Below are 21,472 nucleotides of genomic sequence, written 5' to 3' on the forward strand. Positions count from 1 at the left end.
GAAAGGAGGAGGCCGTTATGCATTTAAAATGGGATGAGTTTTTTGTAACTGGAGACCCATTAATTCTTGGTGCGCAAATTTCTATCGCTCTTACTTCCATTGCTATTGTGTTTGTTTTAACCTACTTCAAAAAGTGGAAATGGCTCTGGAAAGAATGGCTGACATCAGTTGATCATAAAAAGCTTGGAATCATGTATATCCTTGCTGCTGTGATTATGTTCTTCCGCGGTGGGGTAGACGGACTGATGATGCGCGCGCAGCTGGCGCTTCCTAATAATACGTTTTTAGATTCAAACCACTATAATGAAATTTTCACAACGCATGGTACGATCATGATTTTATTCATGGCGATGCCATTCTTAATTGGTTTAATTAACGTCGTGGTTCCTCTTCAAATTGGTGCACGTGACGTTGCATTCCCGTATTTGAACAACTTGAGCTTCTGGACATTTATGGTCGGAGCAATGCTGTTCAACATTTCCTTCGTTATTGGAGGATCACCAAGTGCAGGCTGGACGAGTTACATGCCGCTCGCCGGAAATGATTTCTCACCAGGACCTGGACAGAACTACTACTTGCTCGGGCTCCAAATTGCAGGTATTGGTACACTAATGACAGGTATTAACTTCATGGTGACCATCTTAAAAATGCGTACAAAAGGTATGACGCTTATGCGTATGCCAATGTTTACATGGACAACATTGATCACGTCTGTCATTATCGTTTTCGCATTCCCTGTTTTAACAGTTGCTTTAGCACTTATGACATTCGATCGTTTATTCGGTTCAGCATTCTTTACACTCGAAGCGGGCGGTATGCCAATGCTTTGGGCGAACCTTTTCTGGATTTGGGGACATCCTGAGGTATATATCGTTATCCTGCCGGCTTTCGGTATTTTCTCAGAAATCTTTGCGACGTTCTCAAGAAAGCAGTTGTTTGGTTACAAAGCGATGGTTGTATCGATTGTGGCAATCTCTGTTCTTAGTTTCCTTGTGTGGGTTCACCACTTCTTTACAATGGGGAACAGTGCAGCGGTTAACTCATTCTTCTCGATCACAACAATGGCGATTTCTGTACCAACAGGTGTGAAAATCTTTAACTGGCTCTTTACAATGTATCGAGGCCGTATCAGTTTTACTTCACCAATGCTTTGGGCACTTGGTTTCATCCCGAACTTCGTAATCGGTGGTGTGACTGGGGTTATGCTTGCGATGGCAGCTGCGGATTACCAGTACCATAATACGTACTTCCTTGTATCCCACTTCCACTATGTATTAATCGCAGGTACTGTCTTTGCATGTTTTGCTGGTCTTGTTTTCTGGTATCCAAAAATGTTTGGTTACAAGTTAAACGAAAGAATCGGCAAATGGTTCTTCTGGGTATTCATGATCGGATTTAACATCTGTTTCTTCCCGCAGTACTTCTTAGGACTGCAAGGAATGCCAAGACGTATTTATACGTATGGACCAGAAGATGGCTGGACTGCACTAAACTTTATTTCAACAATTGGTGCATTCATGATGGGTATCGGATTCATCATCCTTTGCTATAACATTTACTACAGCTGGAGACACGCGAAACGTGAAGTGTCTGGAGACAGCTGGGGAGAAGGACGTACACTTGACTGGGCGACATCTTCTGCAATTCCGCCGCATTATAACTTTGCAGCACTTCCAGAAGTGACGACACCAGATGCATTCCATCATTGGAAGCAAAACAATGTTGACGTTCATCCTGAAAAAGAATTCAAGAAAATTCACATGCCGCACAATTCAGGCAGACCGCTGATCATGTCTGCATTCTTCGGACTTGGTGCATTCGGTCTTGTATTTGAATGGTACTGGATTGGCGTTATCGGCTTAATCGGTGTATTCGCAACAATGATTTTACGTTCATTTGAATATGACGATGGCTACTATATTCCTGTTGAAGAAGTGATTGAAACAGAGAAAAAGAATAAGGAGGCGCAGAAGTAATGGGACATAATGATAGCAGCTATGCAAATGCACCGCTTGAATATCAGTCTGAAACAGGACGTTTAAACATCCTTGGTTTCTGGATATTCCTTGGCGCGGAAATCGTGTTATTCTCAACACTTTTTGCGACCTACTTTGTTCTTCATGGCAGAACAGCTGGCGGCGTTTTGCCAGCTGAGCTATTTGATATGAAGCTTGTATTGATCATGACATTCCTGCTATTGGTGAGTTCATTTACATGCGGGATTGCCGTTCATGAAATGCGCCGTGGAAGTACAAAAGGGGTTGTCATTTGGACGATTCTGACACTGCTTCTAGGTGCAGGTTTCGTTGGTTTTGAGATTTTCGAATTCTTCCATTATGTACATGAGGGTGCGAGCATCCATACAAGTGCATACTGGTCTGCATTCTTTGTTCTTTTAGGAACTCACGGATTACACGTATCCATCGGTATCTTCTGGATTACGGGCGTCTTGTTCCAAATTAAAAAACGTGGATTAACACCACAAACAGCAGCGAAGATCTTTATCTCAAGTCTATACTGGCATTTCCTTGATGTTGTATGGATTTTCATCTTCACAGCTGTCTACTTGATCGGATTAGGGGGGCTTTTGTGATATGGCTGGAAAAACACATTCCTCAGCAGAGCACGAACACTTCCCTTGGAAACACGTAGTCGGCTTCATTCTCTCCATTGTGCTAACCATCTTAGCATTCTGGATTGCCATCGGAGCTGAAATTGGCAGTTCCGCAAAACTATGGATTATCTTTGGTTTTGCCTTCATTCAAGCATTCTTGCAGCTGTTCATGTTTATGCATATGACAGAGAGTGAGAACGGGACTGTTCAAGTCGGAAATACTTTGTTTGGTCTGTTCTGTGCGATCATTTTCGTCATCGGGTCTGTTTGGATCTTCGCGGCTCACTACAGCCACGGAGAGAACAGCAAAGACGGTTATTCACCATCTGCGCCAAAGCAGTCTGAGCATTCAGAGAAATAATAAAAAACCACTCATCTTTCATAGGTGAGTGGTTTTTATGCTGATTGTGATAACGCTTCCAATTGATGATGCGATATCTATCTGCTGCTGAATCTTTTGCGAATGAATGGAAGTCCATAGATGAGGAATGCTGCAATGTGAGCCAGAATCACGTTAATGGCAAAGAATGCGATCATGAAGGTATGTCCTGCTGGAGATAAACTGCTTGTCATGTAAAGACCGAAGAAAATCCACATAATCATGATGGGTGGAATAGATGCTAATGCAATCTTTCTGTTTTCCAACCATAAAAACAGGGGTGTAGCTGTTGCAATACATAGGTACGCAAAGAACATATCCATCGTATCCAACTCCTTTGTAAGTTGATGTTCAATTCAAATGAGAGGTCAGGATGCAATTGTGTCTGTTTTTAGGAGATATTGTGAACATTTTGTTACAAATATTATACCACAATTGACTTTGAAGTAAACTCAATAATTGGAAAATGGGCCTTATTCCGCAGAAATTGTTTTTTTCTTATACCTCAGTTAAGCTTATGCTGGCAAGATGTTAACCTTTCATATCGCCACATAAGTCATTGAATTTTCCCCTTAAAATCTGTAAAATAATCTTTTTAAAGGACTTATGATCGGTTGTCATGATAGAGTAGAAAGGGATTTTTTCCTATTATTAGGATGAAAAGTATTTCATTTTTTGAAATTAGAATGGAACCTTTCAGGTGTCACTTCCGTCATATTTAAGGTGAGTTGCTTTTGTGAAAATTTCAATCTAATATAAATAAGGGCTTTTATGTTTTGTAATAAGGGTGGTTAGTTCATGAACAAGCAGAATACATCTCCTTACTATCAAGGAGATTTGATTTTTATATTTTTAGCCTTCTTTGCCATCAGTGTCATCGCTATTTATGCTGCGGGACAGTTTGGGCAATATGGATCTAATGCATGGACCAGACAGATCATTTACTACATGGTCGGGGTCATCTGTATTGTGGCTATTAATTACTTCGATCTGGAACAATTAGAAAAGTTAAGTCTATATATTTTTATAGGCGGCATTATGCTCTTAATTCTTTTGAAAATTGCTCCTGCACAAATTGCAGGTCATGATTTTGCTCCAATTAAAAATGGTGCAAAAAGTTGGTTTGTGTTACCGGGAATTGGAACATTTCAGCCTTCAGAGTTCATGAAAATTGGTTTGATTATGATGCTCGCCTCTGTCATTGGGAAGGCAACCCCAAGAGGAAAACGAACATTAGAAGATGATATTTTCCTACTATTAAAAATTGCCGGCGTGGCTGCTGTACCAGTCGGACTCATCTTTTTGCAAGATGCAGGTACGGCTGCGGTATGTATGTTTATTGTCGTTGTCATGGTCTTTTTATCAGGGGTCAACTGGAAATTGATCTCTCTCATCGGTTCAGTGGTTGTGCTTTTAGTTGCCGCTGTGTTAGCCGTGATTATTCTATTCCCTGATTTCGCACAAAAGATCGGGATTCAGCAGTATCAGATCAACCGGATTACCGCTTGGCTGCCTGATAGTTCTTCGACAGCCAACCAAGCCCAGACACAGGATGCATCTGGATCGGATAAATATCAAGTCGAGCAAGCCATTATGGCAATTGGGGCAGGACAAATTTTCGGGAACGGTGTTAAAAATTTAAAAGTATATGTTCCAGAAGCTCAGACAGATATGATTTTCTCTATCATAGGGGAAGCCTTTGGTTTTGTCGGCTGCGCATTTGTGGTCATCATGTTCTTCTTCCTGATTTATCGGCTTGTTGTACTGATTGACCGTATCCATCCTTATAGCCGGTTTGCGTCATTTTTCTGTGTAGGATATACAGCATTGATTGTCATCCATACATTCCAGAACATTGGTATGAACATAGGCGTCATGCCTGTAACGGGGATACCGCTCTTATTCATCAGCTTCGGGGGAAGCTCTGTTTTATCTGTTCTTATTGGATTTGGTATCGCCTATAATGCAAGTGTTCAATTAACGAAATATCAAAGTTATTTATTTAAATAAAACGGGTAAAGGGCAGTCTAAGCGTAGGCTGCCTTTTTGGCGTGAGTTCTAACTTTTGAAAAGTAATATTCATTTGACTTATGATAGTAGGAGTGAAGGAGGTCTTCGAATTGAATAAAACGATAGAAACCATTTTAAATCATCGGTCCATCCGTTCGTTTACAGATGAGCGTCTGACAGAGGAAGAAGTGCTGACACTTATCAAAAGTGCACAGGCTGCTTCGACATCAAGCTATGTACAGGCGTATAGTATCATTGGTGTAACAGATCAGGAGAAGAAGGCGAAGCTTGCTGAACTGGCTGGAAATCAGCCATACGTTGAGAAGAATGGGCATTTTTTTGTTTTCTGTGCAGACTTGAAACGCCACGACTATATCGCAAAAAAAGCAGGAAAGAACCATCAAGAAGCGCTTGAGAATACTGAAGCCTTTCTTATCAGTGTGATTGATGCGGCGCTTGCTGCGCAAAATGTCAGTGTCGCCGCAGAATCTATGGGACTTGGCATCTGCTATATCGGCGGACTGCGTAATCAGCTGAAGGAAGTATCCGAGTTACTTGAAACACCTTCCTATGTGCTGCCGCTATTCGGATTGGCTGTAGGACATCCTGCCAATCCATCATCTCAAAAGGAACGGCTGCCCGTTGAGCTGATCTACCATGAAAACACATATCAGCAAGACGAAGCTCATGTGGATCGTTATTTAAAAGAATACGATGATCGTATTTCATCATATTATGAAGAACGAACAAACGGTGAGAGAAAAGATACATGGTCTGAGCAAATGCTTCGAGGCTTTAGCCAGCCAAAACGTGCTTTCCTCGGAGATTTTGTGAAAGAGAAGGGCTTTAATCGAAAATAAATCAGGAAATCCCCCTTTCGAGTGAGAGAGGGGGATTTGTGTAAGAGGTGCGACATCATGAAATTAAGTATACTGGATCAATCTCCTTTGATTGGAGATGCGACGCCTGCTGAGGCACTGAAGCAAACAGTCGAGCTGGCGAAGCAGGCAGAGAAATGGGGCTATCATCGTTTTTGGGTATCAGAGCATCACTTTTCAAACCGGCTCGCAGGATCGAGTCCAGAGGTGCTTCTCGGTCATTTATCAGCTGTGACGTCACATATCCGTATTGGTTCAGGCGGCGTCATGCTGCCCCACTACAGTGCCTATAAAGTAGCAGAGAACTTCAGAGTGCTCGAAGCCTTGGCTCCGGGCAGAATTGATCTTGGCATTGGACGTGCTCCTGGAGGTATGCCGATCTCCTCCATTGCCCTTCATCATGGAGAACGGAAGCGACTTGGTGATCAATACCCTGAGCAGGTAGAAGAATTAAGGGTGTATTTACATGATTTAGCCGATGAATTTTATCCGCTGCCTCACCTGACTGCTTCTCCGAAGGTAGAAACTGCCCCAGAGGTATGGATGTTAGGTTCTTCTGGAGGAAGTGCACGGCTTGCCGCAAAAGCTGGAGCAGGCTATACGTTTGCTCTTTTCATTAATGGAGAAGGCGGAGAAGACTCTGTGTCGCAGTATATCAGCCGATTTGAACCTTCGGAATTTGGTGATGAGCCGCGTGTCAGTCTTGCGGTCTTCGTTTTATGTGCAGAAACAGAGGAACAGGCAGAAAAATTGGCTGTTAGCTTAGATTTATCATTATTAGCTAACGAACAAGGACAGAACCTTGGCGGCTTTCCTTCATTTGAACAGGCAAAGGCCTATTCCTACAGTCCATATGAACAAAAACGAGTAGCAGCCAATCGACAGAGGATGGTTGTTGGCACGCCATCCTCTGTGAAGCAGCAGCTGACAGCACTCGCAAAGGCGTATCGTACAGATGAAGTGATCGCTGTGACCATCACACATCACATACAAGACCGTCTCACATCGTATCGTTTATTAAAAGAAGCTTTTGATGCATAACGTATGTCATTTTACCATTTGCGCAGCCAATAAAAGGGATAGAGGAGCATCATGGTGAGAATAAAGGCAGCTGTCACCGCCAAGCTAAGCGGATAAATGCAGGTGGTATAGACAGTCAGTTCACATGCTTGATGAAAAGGACGAGGCTGTTTTGCATGTAAAAAGGTAAAAAAATAAACCAAGGTGATCGTGAGAAAAAAAGCCGTCATAAAAGAAACGATCCATAGCCATATCAACATGAATTTCTCTTTCCTCCATACATGATAGAAAAGCCTTGTTGAGCTGATGGGCTCATACAAGGCTTTTTATGTGATTCTTGTTTATTCAGGATAAATATCGAATGGTTCTTTCGTTTGAACCGTATCTGATTTGCCTTTCAGGCTCGCATACGCAAGCATTGTATACTCACCTGCTTCTAACTTCTGTCCTTTATTGATCGTGCCATTCCATTTCACACGATGCTCTCCTTTATCAACATGTTGATAAACTCCTGCTTCACCTAAATACTCTCCATCTGTCGAGTAGACGAGGAATGCAAGATTTTCAGCACCGCCTGGGAGATAGCTGCTAATAACATAGCTTCCAGCACGGTTATCCGGCTCTACGGAAACCGAAGTGACGCGCGGGTAATCAGGCTCTTTTACAATCAATAAAGTAGGGATTTCAGTGACCTTTCTGCTATTTTCGCGAATGGTGATACTGCCTTGGTACGTTCCTTTTTTCGTTTTTCCATAATTCACTTGTACTGCGGAAGTAAAGGACCCTGTGGAATTCCCTTTCACTGTGATTTTTTTCGTGCCGTTTGTGCTAATGCCGTTGCCATCGAACTTGTAATCAATGGTATAGGTTTTCGGCGCTTTTGACAGGTTTTCTACCTTGAACTTCTTCGTTTTGATTTGAACGCCCTTTTCTTTTAAGAAAGTGCCGTACGAATAGCTTGCATCAGACACAATAGAAGACGCTTGAAGTGATTCGATGATTCGAACGCTGCCTGTGCCCTGCGTATTGTGAGGGAACGGGTTACCATTTGGGTCATACAATGTTTCTGCTGTATTCATCATTAACGCTTTAATTTGTTCTGTAGAATAGGATGGTTTTGCTTGTTTAATAATCGCTGCTACTCCGGCTACATGAGGAGATGCCATGCTTGTTCCTTGCTTCGATCCATAGCCGTATGGCTGAGAAGGATCGTGTGTCGGAATGGTGCTGACAATACTCACGCCAGGTGCTGAAAGATCTGGTTTGATCATCCACGTATCGACAACAGGTCCACGAGATGAGAAGTCAGCGACTTGTTCACTTAACTCTTTCACAAATTGAATCGAGAAAGTCGTTGTATTGTTACCAGCCTCAATGGCTTTAACAAGCGCTGTTCCTTCCGCTTTTGACAGCTTAATCGTCGGAAGGGCTAGACCTGGTACATCCACAGGGATTTCTCCATCGGTATTGTTGTACATGACAACGCCGATCGCACCAGCAGCCTTCGCATTGTCCACTTTATCAACAAAGGCAATGGCTCCACGTTCAATCACTGCCACCTTTCCTTTGACATCGATGTTTTCAAAAGCTTTTTCGTCACCGATGCCTGCTTGGACGAGTGTGACTTGTTTTTGGTCAAGTGCTTTTAAATCATTTTCTTGATAGTAGCCCATCACTTTTGCTGTTGAATAGTTCGGGAATTTCACGTTGTATAGACTGTACGGAAGCTGAGTGGCTCCGACAGAAATAGCATCTCTTGATGTCCCAGGAGATCCAACGGTCCAGCTGTTTGGCCCGCTGTTTCCGTTTGATGTCACAGCGACAACCCCTTCAGACATGGCCCAATCCAGTGCGATGCTTGTTGCATAATCAGGGTTATTCACACTGTTTCCAAGAGAAAGGTTCATGACATCGGCTCCGTCAGTGACAGCCCGGTCGATGCCTGCAAGAACATTTTCAGTTGTTCCTGATCCGCCTGGTCCAAGGACACGGTAGGCAAGAAGGGTAGCATCTTTTGCGACACCTTTAATTTGTCCATTTGCCGCAATTGTTCCTGCGACATGTGTACCATGATCTGTCGATTCGCCTCTAGGATCTCCTTTTGGTGTTTCTTGTGGAGAATAGTCATTATCAACAAAGTCATAGCCTTTGTATAATCCGAAGTTTCCTTTTAAATCAGGGTGGGTATAGTCTACGCCAGTATCAATGACAGCGACTTTTACTCCTTTTCCAGAGTAGCCGGCATCCCAAGCTTTTGGGGCACCGATAAATGGAGCACTTTTATCCATGAGTGGAGAGACATCCTCATGAGGAAGCTGGACGCTTTTCTTTTTCACTTCATCTGTTTGATATGTAACATCCGGATAAACGGCTTTTACTCCGTCAACTGCGAGCAGTTTCGGGATTTCGTTTGCAGGAAGTTTCATAGAGAAACCAGAGAAGACTTTTTCATATTCTTGACGAACACTCGCTTTATCTAACTTTTTGAGTGCTGCATTCTTTACTTTAGTTCGAGATTTTTTGAGGGAGGCTTTTGTTTGTGCTTCGCCTTCTTGCTTGGCTTCGACTAAGGATTTTTCCTTTAATTCAACAATGACAGTGGTGTGTTTTCTAGACTTAACATTGATTTCGCCGAAGATTTCTGCTTTTTCCAGTTCCACCTGTTTGTTCGATGGAGCGGCAGCAGCCTGACCTGAAAAGAATGTGGATAAGGTAAAAATAGTGGAGAACAATAGAACAGAAGAACGAGAGATTACTTTTTTCAATTAATTTTCCCCTTTCTAGCTGTGTATTTAGGGAGATAGCCTTTCTTTTTGTGGATAAATAGGAAAGATTCACTGCCCGTTATTAAGTATTCCATACGATGAAACCAATTCCTTTACTGAAATGGTCTTATTTTACATAGTCATAAAGAACTATTTTGTTTATAAAGTCACACTTATGCACAATAATCTGTTGATAACTCAATTATTCAGATATATATATGGAAAATAAAAAAATCTCATACACAAAATCTAGTAAGAGGGTGTTGATATGTGGATAAACCCTGTTGATAAGATGTGCTTATCTTTGGGATAGTGTGTGTATAAAATTTTCATAGAAACATTGTGGAACATGATCATCTTCTGCACTTTTCAACAAAACTTCTGAAAACTAGTTCGTTTTTTCACCCAGATTGTGACAAACCTCTCTTTTTTCTCGGGATATGATAGGAACAGTTAATTTGCTAGAACTGCTAGATTCTAAGGAAAGCGGAGGGATGTTCAGTGAAGAAATGGAAGAACTGGTTGAGTGTATGGTTTGGTTTTGTGATGAATGTGCTTGTGAATCCTGGTGAGTTGCTGAAGAAGCAAGGGGTGAAAGTGGCAGCAGTGGATGGAGGATTCTTTCTTGCGGTGAATGAGAGAAAGCTAGAGAAACTGGCAGATGAAAAGAAGAAGAAGCGCAGGACAGAAAAGCCGTTTCAAGAAAGTCTGATGATGCTTTATGAAAAGACAACGAGAGAGGCGCGTGCCGGTCCGCTCTTATCTTTACAGAAAAGTTGAAACAGGGTAAAATCCCACATAAGACACGTTATCTGTGGGAGAGGATGCCCCTTGAAGATATATAAAATATTGAATAACAATGCAGTGGTTGTAAAGGAGGGTGATCAGGAGAAAATTGTGATGGGGCCCGGAATTGCTTTTCAGAAGGGGAAAAATGACGTCGTTCCCGTTCAAAAAATAGAGAAGATTTTTGTTGTGCGTGAAGAAAATGAGAAATTCAAACAAATTCTTGCGACATTGCCAGAAGCGCATATTGAGGTGGCAGAGCATATTATTAGTTATGCAGAGGGTGAACTCATGATGCCGCTCAGTGATCATATCCACATTTCACTGACAGATCATTTATCCTTTGCCATTGAACGCGTTCAAAAAGGCATTGTGCTATATAATAAATTGCTTGGTGAGATCAAAGTCTTATATAAACAGGAATATGATATTGGAAAGTATGCCATTCGTTATGTAAAGGAGCGGCTTGGGGTTGACCTGCCGGACGATGAGGCAGGGTATGTGGCACTTCATATTCATACGGCCAAAATGAATACGGAGTCCATGAAGAAGACGGTCAAATACACAACGATGATCAAAGAAATGATCGAGCATATCGAAAGCGTTTTTGAGCGCTCGATTGATGAGGATAGTATTTCATATCAGCGGCTTGTGACACATTTGAGGTATGCATTAGGCAGGTTGGAATCGAATGAAGCATTTCAAATCATGGACGATGACATGCTGACTTTTATCCAAACAAAGTATGATTCGGCTTACCGGTGTGCACTTGGACTGGCTGATTTGCTGAAAAAAGAATATGGACTTCATCTCCCTGAATCGGAGATCGGCTACATCACGCTGCATGTCCAGCGTCTGCAGGATGCCGAATTGGTGTAAAGGTTGTGCCTGTCCGCAGGCTTTTTTTTTATGCACACTACTCTAATTAGTGTATATGGGTCATTTGATTCGAAAAAATAGGTTGACGCAGGTCACGCTCTTATACTATGATGAAAGCGTAATCAAAAACCAATATCGTGGGATTGTGACTGTCAGGCAGGCAAGACCTAAAATTTGCGTAACGAGGGGACGTGTATGTCCTTTAATCGTTAGTGAATTTTAGGTCTTTTTTGTTTTAAAAAAAGGGGGAGACAACATGGATTATCAAAAAACAGCCAAAGAATTAACAACATTATTAGGCGGCAAAGAAAATGTCATTAGCGCAACACATTGTGCCACACGACTCCGATTGGTGATGAAAGATGAGGCGTTGATTGACAAAGATGCCATTGAAGAACTTGAGGGTGTGAAGGGTGCCTTCTCAAGCTCGGGTCAATTCCAGATCATATTTGGAACAGGTTCTGTCAACAAAGTATATGAGCCTTTTGCTCGTGAGGCGGGTCTTGAGGCAGACGACGAGAATCAAAAACCTGCCAGCCATGATGAAGCCGTGAAGCAAAAAATGAATCCACTTGCACGTTTTGCTAAGACGCTATCGAATATTTTTGTACCAATCATTCCAGCGATTGTAGCAAGCGGTTTATTAATGGGCCTATTAGGTATGATGAAAGCCTTCAAATGGGCTGATCCAAGCTCTGCCATCTTCCAAATGCTAGATATGTTCTCAAGTGCTGCCTTTATCATTTTACCGATTTTAATTGGGGTTAGTGCAGCCAAAGAGTTTGGTGGAAATCCATATTTAGGAGCTGTCATTGGGGGCATTATGATTCACCCGAGCTTGCTGAATCCATGGGGACTGACAGACGCAAAACCAGAATATATGCATCTATTCAACTTTGATATTGCGCTTCTTGGTTACCAAGGAACAGTCATTCCCGTGTTATTAACTGTGTATATCATGTGCGTGATTGAAAAGAATTTAAGAAAAGTTGTGCCGAACAGTATTGATTTACTTGTGACGCCGTTTGTGACGGTGATTGTGACTGGATTTGTGACGTTTATTGCTGTAGGACCGCTAGGGAGAATGCTCGGTACAGGCATCTCAAATGCACTCACTTATGTTTATGACCATGCAGGATTCTTAGCTGGACTTATTTTTGGAGGCGCTTATTCTTTAATTGTACTGACAGGTGTTCATCACAGCTTCCATGCGATTGAGGCAGGACTTCTAAATGATATTGGACGGAATTATTTGCTGCCGATCTGGGCCATGTCAAACGTCGCTCAAGGCGGAGCTGGGCTAGCGGTCTTTTTCTTAGCAAAGCGTGCAAAAACGAAAGAAATTGCATTACCAGCAGCATTTTCTGCTTTCTTAGGTATTACAGAGCCGGTCATATTCGGTGTGAATCTTCGTTATCGTAAGCCATTTATTGCTGCAATGATCGGAGGTGCATTAGGCGGGGCGTTTGTCGTCTTCACGAAGGTAGCCGCCAACGCTTATGGTTTAACAGGGATTCCGATGATTGCAATTGCAGCTCCATTTGGTTTACAAAATGTGGTAAATTATGTTATTGGTATGTTAATAGCTGTTGCTGTTTCATTTATTCTTACCATCATCTTTAAAATCAAAGAAGTCGAAAAATAATCAAGGAGTGGTCACAGTGATGACAACAACGGACGCAGCACTTCGTCAAAAGGTAACAGATCGTATTCGAAACTATGAGCATTTGGTGAAAAAAGATGTGTACCGTCAGAACTTCCATTTAATGCCGCCAGTCGGTCTTTTAAATGACCCGAATGGATTGATTCAGTGGAAGGGAGTCTACCATGTGTTTTATCAGTGGCAGCCATTTAAAACAGGTCATGGGGCAAAATTCTGGGGTCACTACACATCAACCGATCTAGTGAATTGGCAGCATGAAGAGGCTGCCCTCACGCCAAGTGATTGGTTTGATCAAAATGGCTGTTATTCTGGCAGTGCAGTCATTGACGATGGTCGTATGTACGTGATGTATACCGGAAATGTCCGTGACGAGCAAGGGAACCGTGAGACATATCAATGTTTAGCTGTGTCAGAGGATGGGATTCATTTTGAGAAAAAAGGTGTCGTGGCGACTTTGCCAGCGGGATTCACTGCACATTTTCGTGACCCGAAGGTGTGGAAGCGGAATGGAAAGTGGTACATGGTCCTTGGAGCACAAAGTGAAGATCTCAAAGGACATCTTGTCTTATTTACATCTGATACATTAGACAATTGGACGTTTCAAGGCATTATTGCAGGCAGTGGAAAGAATGGATTAGATCATTTCGGATACATGTGGGAATGTCCAGATCTATTTGAATTAGACGGTCAGGATGTATTGATCGTGTCACCACAGGGGCTGAAGCCTGATGGATTCAAATACAACAATACACATCAATCTGGTTATTTTGTTGGTACATTGGATGATCGTACCTACCAATATACGCATGGAGCGTTTGAGGAGCTGGATCGTGGCTTTGACTTTTATGCACAGCAGACTTTCCAAGATGAATCGGGCAGACGCATTTTAATGGGATGGATGGGTGTACCAGATCAAGGGGAAGAGCATCACCCAACTGTCTCTTATCAATGGATCCATTGTTTGACGATTCCGAGAGAGCTTCGTTTAGATGATGAAGGGCGTCTTATTCAACAGCCGGTAAGTGAACTTCGATCTATGCGGACAAATGAGCAGGAGCATGTTTTTCACGTTAAACGATCTGTTCACTCCATTCCTGTTGAAGATTTGACGAGCGCAGAGGTATTCATTGATCAAATTGAAACACAAAAAGGATTTGAATGCTGTATCCGTGCTGCTGCTCGTATCATTTATGATAAAGATGAAGGCAAACTAACGTTAGAGCGAGATCGATTTGAAGATCGAACAAAGGAAGTTCGTGAAGTAGAAATTGAGGAATTACAGAATCTGCATATCTTTATTGATGCATCATCGATTGAGATTTTTGTCAACGGAGGCCGGGAAGTATTTACTGCACGTTACTTTCCTTCCCCGGGAAATAAATCAATCTCCATCAGTGGTAGAAATGAAACGAAGCTTAAATTGAAGACGTGGCATTTGCAAAAAGAAGCAGATCATTGATCTGCTCAGATTGTAGAGAAACTCATGTTTTTCTACAATCTTTTTTATTTTCATCGTAATGATGATGGATGAGATTGAATGAAAAAGGCCTCCCACACACCTAACCTAGCTTCGCTAGATGTGTGGCAATCTTCTTCATGTTCTGACAGGCAGCTGTGAGAAGCACTTGCTCACTCACATTTTGTTTTCCCCTCAACCGGCAGTAGCGAAGCCCGTGCAGTTGTTTTGAATCTGCAAAGCTTCGCTCTATTTTTTCTTTTCTTTTTTTATATAGCTCTTTTCCAGAGACAGATAGACGATTTTGTCTGATCCTTTCTTTATGTTCTTCCCATATGTGTCTTGAGATGACTTTTTGATGATTTTTCGACCTTGTGCATCTTTCAAGGAAAGGACACGATGTACATTTTTTAGGATCTGATTTGTAGAACCTATAACCTTTTCGATCAGTTGTTGTATATAATAGCTTCTCACCATTTGGGCATATGTAATGATCATGTTCAGAGTCATACTTGAATTTCCACTTCTCAAATAAACCTCTTGTTGGATGAAAGCGTCTATGTGCGATGACACCAAAAATACGGCGATCTGATAAACCTTTACAGATTGGGGTTGTCAAATAACCAGAATCAAGGGCAACAGCTTCTACTTGAAAACCAAATCGTGCGATTTGGTGATCCAACCGATCAAGATACGGAACAGAATCATGGACATTACCGGGCGTGATGTGGGCATCCGTGATGATATTGTACTTCATATCCGTTGTACGGTGGTCTAGGTAGAAAAAGCCTTCTGGCTTGTTTTCACGATAAAGATAGCCACTTTCAGGATCAGTCGTACTTTGACGAATGTCTTTTTCCGTTTTCACCTCCTCTTTTACCTTTAAGGGCTTTTTTCCGTGTGCCACCCGATCTTCTTGGATCGCTTCTTCTAAATCATTTATATAGTTCTGGGTATCCTGCTCAATCGTTTTTCTCATATATTTATGTTTATTGGCATTGGCTTTAAGATGAGTGGAGTCAGTAAAAAGAACGCGGCCTCCTACCATATCATGATTGATAGCTTGAAGCACGATCTCGTCGAAAATGTCTTGAAAAATCGTTGTATCTTTGAATCGAGTACGACGATTCCAGCTAATGGTCGAGTGATGAGGAACGGGGTCATTGATGTTCAAACCTAAAAACCATCTATACGCCATGTTATAGTAAATTTCTTTTTCAAGTTGTCTTTCAGAACGGATACCATACAGGTATCCGATGAACATCATTTTGAACAAAATGAGTGGATCGAGAGAAGGACGACCTTTATTCTCACTATAATATGGTTTTACTTTGTCTATGATAAATGAAAAATCAATGTATTGATCAATTTTACGAAGTAGGTGATCCTCTTCGACCAGTTGATCTAGTAATACAAATTCGGCTTCGTGCTGAGAAGAATTTCTAGTGTGGAACATGAGAAAAACACCTTCCTTTAGTATGCTTTTCTCTATTATAAAATGGGGTAGTGGAAAATTTAAGGGGAAAAATAAAGCTGTCGAGATTTTCTCGACAGCCTGAGCAGATCATTGATCTGCTTTTTTCTAGTGAGATCAGCCTGTATCTTAAAGCCTATATCATGTATATACAAGGTTGGCCTAAAGCGGTTTGATGACGTTTTACATATATGATAACAGGTTCAATTGTGGTATCATTTTAAAATATATACAGCTGAGGCTGACGTTTATCCAAATGCGGTAGGACAAAAAGGGGTTGTTTACTTGAATTCAAAACAGCAGCCGACGACTAGAAAACGCTTGGAGACAATGGCAGATCATGTTGAAGATAAACGTGAAGAATATAAAGAATTGCTGATTCAAGTCCAATCTATTCTCGGTGAACCTTCTCTAGAGCAGGAAGAATTAAAAGAGAAGCTGTCAGATACGTATAAACAAATGAAAGAATATGCCTTATTTGTTGAATCCATTGAAGCCTTTATTCGAAAAATGGCGAAAGAATCTGATCAGCAAAAGTAGGTAAAAAAAGTATGGTGAAAGAGTGTACCTGGGAGCGGGTATGCTTTTTTTATTTAAAGATTATCTATGTCAGTTTTATTCTAAATCTTAATGTATGAAGATAAATAGAAATTTGTAGATAGATTATTTAATGTATATGAGTTATAAAAGTGCAAGAAACATTACAATGCGGAAGGATAACCATTCTTCTCAAAACGAATGTAGAGAGAACTGATATCCATATTTTATTTAATATATGAGTAGATAGTAAAAATAATCCTAAGGTCTGTCTTAGGATTATTTTTTGAGATTCTTTTATGTATTTCTTGAACCCACTTTCAATCCAGTAAAGTGAGATCAATTATTGTATTTTGTATCTTATTGAATTGTGGAATTTATTTTTATGGCTTTAATAATAGTTTTTGATCTCCGTATATAACATCTCTTCTAGTTTTTTTTCCTCTAGTATACTAAGGACTGTTACAGCTTTTTCAGTATACTCTTCAGGTGAAGCCATATTTAAGTTTTTTAGACATATCCCTTTACGACCATAGCAGATGGCCATCTCCCTGTATGCACCATGTCTTTTACAGAGAGGGATTGCTTCTTCTAATACAACTAATGCCGACTTAAATTTATTGTATTTTATTAAAAGAAGCGAAAAATTAACTCGAATATTAATTTCAATTTTATAAGCATCTTGAAAATTCTTATATTTATTAAGTCTTTTCAATGCATTCTTTGCTATATGTATAGCCGTTTCTATAGGAAATATAAAAAGTATAGAGTTTATCAGTCTAATATCAATCAGGTACCAATTTTCATGCTTAGAAAGACGTTCCCAAACAGTATCTACGTGATTGCGTGCTTGTTCAATACTACCCGTTTCATGAAGCACTATTAAAGCTGTACAAATACATTGAATATCACTGACCAATTGGTCCTCAGAATCTGATAGCAACCTTTCAGATACTGTTATCAATTGTCTTAAATTGTTTGGATGATTGAAAGTCGTACGAAAAAAATCGTTAATAAACTTTTGCCTTCGAGTATATTGAAAATCGTTCATAATATAGTGAAACTCATCTAAAGAAACGTCTACTTTTTCCAGTAAAGCCATAAAAGATGACGCAAGTATGTCGATTCGATGTAGTTCAAACTTTGAATAAGCACTTTGTGATAGTAAACCACTAGAAACATAATGCTGAGTATATCCTTTGTTCTTTCTAATTGATCGCATAGTCCGTCCTATATTGTTAAGCAATTTTAATGTCCCCTTTCAGTCTTATTTGACTAAAATGTTATGAATGGTTCACACCATAATATAATAAATACTGGAAATTGAAAAAAGCGTAGAGAACTATTTATAAACAGCATTACAAATATAGAGGAGGGTTGACTAAATGATAATTTGGGCTTTAATCACTACAATAGTATCTTTTATTTTAATTTTTTATTTTTGGAATGAAGATAGAAAAACATCATATGTATTCATAATGGCGACAATTTTTCTTATTTTTCTTGACCTTGGTTTAATATTTATTTGAGTATTAAAATTGTGTTCATTTTGCAGGTTGAAATAAGAATATTTGTCGTGATGATGATTTCTCGCCTAATATTAATAACTGCTTCTATAAACTTTAAAGAATACTTAGGTAATAGAGAAGTAATCGTCGATGTTGTTGTACCGAAATAAAAAATTTCTTTTGAGATGAAATCAGGAGAAGTTCGACTTAAAGAGTACCAAAAATTGTCGCTTTATGTGAACTCTATGTTCCACGGAAGATGTGGAAAGGTATCTTTGGAAAAGATAGTATCAAAACGAATTAAGATTGATTAAATCAAATGAATGGAACATTCGGAGTTTATAAAAATAGGAGAATTCAGGAAATATCTAAGTGGAAGAACTCTTATAATGACTGAGCGGAAGGCTTGTAATACTGATATAAGTTGAACCCCCAAAATTTACTTATTACATATAGAATGCAACAAATATAAAAAGGGAGTTCAACTGTTGATGAATTGTGCAATATTAAAGGAATGACTAGTTTACACATCAATACGCTCTGTAAGTTTTATAAATTACTTTGAAATTTATTTATACATATGGTTTATTGCGTTGCTTCTGTATCCTTTGAGTTTTCCCCTTATTTGTCCAAACGATGTGCGGAATGTTTCGTTGGTCCGATGTATTCGTTTAGTTGGAAAGAGCCTTTAATGGCAGCTGTGATGAATTCTTTTGCTGCATAAATGGCTTCTTTCACGTCTGAGCCGTTGGCTAGTTCAGCTGTGACTGCGGCTGAGAATGTGCAGCCTGCGCCGTGTGTGTATTCTGTGTCGATCTTATCTGTTTCAAGGCGTTCGAAGGTTTGTCCATCATAAAGCAAGTCAATCGCTTTATCTGGGCTTAGCTTACCGCCGCCAGTGATGACCACATATTTTGCACCAAGTTCATGGATGCGTTTTGCGGCTTCTTCCATTTGTTCCATCGTTTTGATCTCGCCAATGCCGCTTAATTGACCTGCTTCGAAAAGGTTAGGTGTGATCACTGTTGCCAGTGGTGTGAGCTTTTCGCGCAATGCTTCAGCGTGCTCTGGATAAAGGACTTCGTTCGCACCTTTACATACCATAACAGGATCAATGACGACATTTTTCAGCTCATATGTTTTGATCGTTTCAGCTGCGAGTTCAATGACGTCAACTGTTGGCAGCATACCTGTTTTTAACGCATCTACACCGATGCCTTCCACGATCGTCGAGAGCTGCGCGCGGATTGTTGATGTATCGATTGGAAACACTTGATGATCCCAGTTGTTATGAGGATCCATTGCAACGACAACGGTTAAAGCTGTCATCCCGTAGACGTTTTTTTCTTGAAACGTTTTTAAATCTGCTTGGATACCTGCACCGCCGCTTGAATCCGAACCTGCGATGGTGAGTGCTTTATTCATAGACATAGTTGCTGAACCTCCAATGTGATGTGTAACAGTTACTGTTCTATCCCTTATTATAATCAGCTTTTCCATTTATCACAATGAAACGGCATAAAAAAGCGTTCCTCTCTTCAAGGAACGCCTCATCCATTACCTTTTACAAATCACCAATTTCCCTTTTTTCAGCTCCTCTAAAAGCGTTAAGGCTAATTCTTGATCGGCGCCGGTCGACATCATTTTGGCCATAAGTTCATCATCCCTGGTGCGAATGACATTGGCGATCTGATCTAAAATCCCTTGATCGACAGCTGTCATGCTCTTTGCTTCCGTATACTCAGTAACGGTATCAGAGCGTTCGGGGTCATACGCAAAAACAAACACATCGTCCTTTGCTGACTGTATCTGTTCGATCGTCTGTTTGGCTTCTTTACTATTCTCAACTGTGAAAAATTCCATCATCATCACTCCTTTTCGTCAAAAATTCCCATTTTCTCGATCAATCAAACCGTCTTTTATATCATGAGAAGAAAGCCGATTTATGTTTTAATGAAAAAGACGAATCTATTAAAGGAGTTAGGCCGATATGAAGATTTCTTTATTAATTGTGACACATAACCGGCTGAGCGCATTGTGTGAACTGCTTGAATCCATCTCGAGACAAAGCGTACAGCCTTTTGAAATTGTGGTCGTAAATGATGCAGGAGAGCGAGTGGACGTGATTCAGGAACTCTATCCAGAGCTGCCAATCCGCTTGATTCATTTAGATGAGAATGTCCAGCATGTGAACGCAAGAAATGTTGGGGTGCGGGAGCTGACAGGTGACGTCATTATGCTGAGTGATGACGATGATTATTTTACACCTTGTCATATTGAACGTATGAGCAAGGCGCTAGAAGACGCTGATTTTGTCTTTTCGGATGCGGAAATTGTTTCGTTTGAAGAACGAGGTGCGACTCGTTTTCCAGTATCAAGACGTTTGTTTGCTTATACAGCGGACATTGAGGACATGCGTGTTTTTTCTACATATGTTCCTTCTGGCAGTATGTACAAACGCCGCATACACGATGAGATCGGCTATTTTGATCCAGCGATGCATCACTACTGGGACTGGGACTTTTTCCTGCGTGTTACGCAGCATGCACGAGCCAAACGAGTGCCGACTGCCAGTGTGATCTATGCGTTCTTTGATGGTGGGGGCAATCAGTCGAGTGATCTTGGTGAAACAAGGAAGAACTACTTAGATGACCTGAGTGAAAAGCATGGGCTGGGTGATTTGCCGACAGCAAACTTTGCTGTCCTATTAGAAGAACCAGCGATGAAAAAACGAGAATCAGAGAGTGAGATTGTATGGGATGGAAAACCGATGATCTCAAGATTGGCACAGCAGACAGAAGGAGGACAACCGCAATGAAGCCATTTTTAAATGATAGCTGGTGGGCTGTGATGAAAAGTGAATTTGAACAGCCATATTATCAGGAATTACGTGAGTGGGTAAAGGAAGAATATCGTACGCAGATCGTGTTTCCAAAACCAGATGACATTTATCGTGCCCTCCATTTGACGTCGTATGAAGATGTGAAGGTCGTGATTTTGGGACAAGACCCTTATCATGGCCCAGGACAGGCACACGGATTAAGCTTTTCTGTTCAGCCTGGTGTCAAACATCCGCCATCTTTGAGAAATATTTTTCAGGAGCTAAAGGATGACCTGGGCTGTCCGGTCCCTAACCATGGCTCGCTTGTCAGTTGGGCAGAGCAGGGTGTCTTGCTGTTAAACACCGTGCTCACTGTAAGAAAAGGGGAAGCGAACTCGCATAAAGGCAAAGGCTGGGAACGTGTGACAGACCGCGTCATCGACGTCCTGAATGATCGAGAACAGCCAGTCGTTTTTGTGCTTTGGGGCAGACATGCGCAAAATAAAAAAGAACGAATTGATCAAAGCAAGCATTACATCATTGAGTCACCTCATCCAAGTCCTTTTTCTGCAAGAAAAGGCTTTTTTGGCAGCCGTCCGTTCTCAAAAGTAAACGCCTATTTAAAGCAAATGGGGATTGATGAAATCAACTGGTGTATCAAGGACATCGAATCAAAATAGGA

20 protein-coding genes are annotated in these 21,472 nt (G+C 40.9%); 13 read left to right on the forward strand and 7 right to left on the reverse strand.

All coding sequences use genetic code 11. The features are described 5' to 3' along the window. Positions 1 to 17: 17 nt before the first annotated feature. The 3 genes from qoxB to qoxD are packed head-to-tail and all read left to right on the forward strand — an operon-like array spanning position 18 to position 2,975. Positions 18 to 1,976: a cytochrome aa3 quinol oxidase subunit I gene (qoxB, locus tag MHH23_RS02785; protein WP_007497822.1), complete on the forward strand. Its 1,959-nt coding sequence runs from the start codon at positions 18 to 20 to the stop codon at positions 1,974 to 1,976. Next, complete coding sequence (qoxC, locus tag MHH23_RS02790) at positions 1,976 to 2,593, forward strand: cytochrome aa3 quinol oxidase subunit III (RefSeq protein WP_007497820.1); 618 nt, start codon at positions 1,976 to 1,978, stop codon at positions 2,591 to 2,593. The genes qoxB and qoxC overlap by 1 nt, the downstream gene beginning before the upstream one ends. A gap of 1 nt (position 2,594) precedes the next feature. After that, complete coding sequence (qoxD, locus tag MHH23_RS02795; RefSeq protein WP_007497818.1) at positions 2,595 to 2,975, forward strand: cytochrome aa3 quinol oxidase subunit IV; 381 nt, start codon at positions 2,595 to 2,597, stop codon at positions 2,973 to 2,975. Between the two features lie 77 nt (positions 2,976 to 3,052). On the opposite strand, the gene MHH23_RS02800 is transcribed toward qoxD, so the two are convergent. Then, complete coding sequence (locus tag MHH23_RS02800; protein WP_008345491.1) at positions 3,053 to 3,316, reverse strand: spore morphogenesis/germination protein YwcE; 264 nt, start codon at positions 3,314 to 3,316, stop codon at positions 3,053 to 3,055. Positions 3,317 to 3,791: 475 nt separating this feature from the next. On the opposite strand from MHH23_RS02800, the gene MHH23_RS02805 reads away from it, so the two are divergent. The 3 genes from MHH23_RS02805 to MHH23_RS02815 all read left to right on the forward strand — a co-directional run bounded on the left by MHH23_RS02805 (position 3,792) and on the right by MHH23_RS02815 (position 6,922). After that, complete coding sequence (locus MHH23_RS02805) at positions 3,792 to 5,003, forward strand: FtsW/RodA/SpoVE family cell cycle protein (protein ID WP_008345489.1); 1,212 nt, start codon at positions 3,792 to 3,794, stop codon at positions 5,001 to 5,003. A gap of 110 nt (positions 5,004 to 5,113) precedes the next feature. Beyond that, positions 5,114 to 5,863, forward strand: coding sequence for an oxygen-insensitive NADPH nitroreductase (nfsA, locus tag MHH23_RS02810; RefSeq protein WP_047945824.1), 750 nt, complete (start codon positions 5,114 to 5,116; stop codon positions 5,861 to 5,863). Between the two features lie 54 nt (positions 5,864 to 5,917). Continuing rightward, positions 5,918 to 6,922: an LLM class flavin-dependent oxidoreductase gene (locus tag MHH23_RS02815; RefSeq protein WP_289346073.1), complete on the forward strand. Its 1,005-nt coding sequence runs from the start codon at positions 5,918 to 5,920 to the stop codon at positions 6,920 to 6,922. An 11-nt stretch (positions 6,923 to 6,933) separates the two neighbouring features. On the opposite strand, the gene MHH23_RS02820 is transcribed toward MHH23_RS02815, so the two are convergent. Both MHH23_RS02820 and MHH23_RS02825 read right to left on the reverse strand, forming a co-directional pair. Beyond that, positions 6,934 to 7,161 carry a hypothetical protein gene (locus tag MHH23_RS02820; protein ID WP_024719490.1) on the reverse strand — a complete coding sequence of 76 codons (228 nt, stop codon included), beginning with the start codon at positions 7,159 to 7,161 and terminating at the stop codon, positions 6,934 to 6,936. 81 nt (positions 7,162 to 7,242) lie between these two features. Further along, on the reverse strand, positions 7,243 to 9,666 hold the full coding sequence (locus MHH23_RS02825; RefSeq protein ID WP_340958852.1) for a S8 family serine peptidase: 2,424 nt from the start codon (positions 9,664 to 9,666) through the stop codon (positions 7,243 to 7,245). Positions 9,667 to 10,167: 501 nt separating this feature from the next. Here MHH23_RS02825 and MHH23_RS02830 point away from each other — a divergent pair. From MHH23_RS02830 to MHH23_RS02845, 4 genes are all read left to right on the forward strand, one after another. Then, complete coding sequence (locus tag MHH23_RS02830) at positions 10,168 to 10,446, forward strand: hypothetical protein (protein ID WP_041091342.1); 279 nt, start codon at positions 10,168 to 10,170, stop codon at positions 10,444 to 10,446. 51 nt (positions 10,447 to 10,497) lie between these two features. After that, positions 10,498 to 11,331 carry a PRD domain-containing protein gene (locus MHH23_RS02835; protein WP_026050173.1) on the forward strand — a complete coding sequence of 278 codons (834 nt, stop codon included), beginning with the start codon at positions 10,498 to 10,500 and terminating at the stop codon, positions 11,329 to 11,331. Between the two features lie 256 nt (positions 11,332 to 11,587). Next, the gene (locus MHH23_RS02840; protein ID WP_035702471.1) at positions 11,588 to 12,976 is read left to right on the forward strand and encodes a sucrose-specific PTS transporter subunit IIBC; all 1,389 of its coding nucleotides are present in this window, start codon (positions 11,588 to 11,590) and stop codon (positions 12,974 to 12,976) included. Positions 12,977 to 12,995: 19 nt separating this feature from the next. Further along, positions 12,996 to 14,453 (forward strand): glycoside hydrolase family 32 protein, encoded by a 1,458-nt coding sequence (locus MHH23_RS02845; protein WP_340958854.1) that lies wholly within the window; start codon positions 12,996 to 12,998, stop codon positions 14,451 to 14,453. Between the two features lie 100 nt (positions 14,454 to 14,553). Here the strand turns inward: MHH23_RS02845 and MHH23_RS02850 are convergent, their stop codons facing one another. Then, positions 14,554 to 15,906, reverse strand: a complete 1,353-nt coding sequence (locus tag MHH23_RS02850) for an IS1182 family transposase (protein WP_340958755.1) — start codon at positions 15,904 to 15,906, stop codon at positions 14,554 to 14,556. A gap of 303 nt (positions 15,907 to 16,209) precedes the next feature. Between MHH23_RS02850 and MHH23_RS02855 the strand changes: the two genes are divergently transcribed. Next, positions 16,210 to 16,464 carry a hypothetical protein gene (locus tag MHH23_RS02855; RefSeq protein ID WP_008359596.1) on the forward strand — a complete coding sequence of 85 codons (255 nt, stop codon included), beginning with the start codon at positions 16,210 to 16,212 and terminating at the stop codon, positions 16,462 to 16,464. A gap of 388 nt (positions 16,465 to 16,852) precedes the next feature. On the opposite strand, the gene MHH23_RS02860 is transcribed toward MHH23_RS02855, so the two are convergent. The 3 genes from MHH23_RS02860 to MHH23_RS02870 all read right to left on the reverse strand — a co-directional run bounded on the left by MHH23_RS02860 (position 16,853) and on the right by MHH23_RS02870 (position 19,832). Next, entirely contained in the window at positions 16,853 to 17,707 is an 855-nt protein-coding gene (locus MHH23_RS02860; RefSeq protein ID WP_340958856.1) for a helix-turn-helix domain-containing protein, read from the reverse strand. A gap of 883 nt (positions 17,708 to 18,590) precedes the next feature. Continuing rightward, entirely contained in the window at positions 18,591 to 19,400 is an 810-nt protein-coding gene (locus MHH23_RS02865) for a bifunctional hydroxymethylpyrimidine kinase/phosphomethylpyrimidine kinase (RefSeq protein ID WP_008343648.1), read from the reverse strand. A 126-nt stretch (positions 19,401 to 19,526) separates the two neighbouring features. Further along, the gene (locus MHH23_RS02870) at positions 19,527 to 19,832 is read right to left on the reverse strand and encodes a general stress protein (protein WP_008343646.1); all 306 of its coding nucleotides are present in this window, start codon (positions 19,830 to 19,832) and stop codon (positions 19,527 to 19,529) included. A gap of 127 nt (positions 19,833 to 19,959) precedes the next feature. On the opposite strand from MHH23_RS02870, the gene MHH23_RS02875 reads away from it, so the two are divergent. Both MHH23_RS02875 and MHH23_RS02880 read left to right on the forward strand, forming a co-directional pair. Next, positions 19,960 to 20,787 carry a glycosyltransferase family 2 protein gene (locus MHH23_RS02875; protein WP_024719483.1) on the forward strand — a complete coding sequence of 276 codons (828 nt, stop codon included), beginning with the start codon at positions 19,960 to 19,962 and terminating at the stop codon, positions 20,785 to 20,787. After that, positions 20,784 to 21,470, forward strand: a complete 687-nt coding sequence (locus MHH23_RS02880; RefSeq protein ID WP_340958859.1) for a uracil-DNA glycosylase — start codon at positions 20,784 to 20,786, stop codon at positions 21,468 to 21,470. The genes MHH23_RS02875 and MHH23_RS02880 overlap by 4 nt, the downstream gene beginning before the upstream one ends. Positions 21,471 to 21,472: the final 2 nt, after the last annotated feature.

Origin of the sequence: Bacillus sp. FSL K6-3458 (assembly GCF_038005045.1) — a bacterium.
GTDB classification, from domain to species: Bacteria; Bacillota; Bacilli; order Bacillales; family Bacillaceae; genus Bacillus; species Bacillus altitudinis.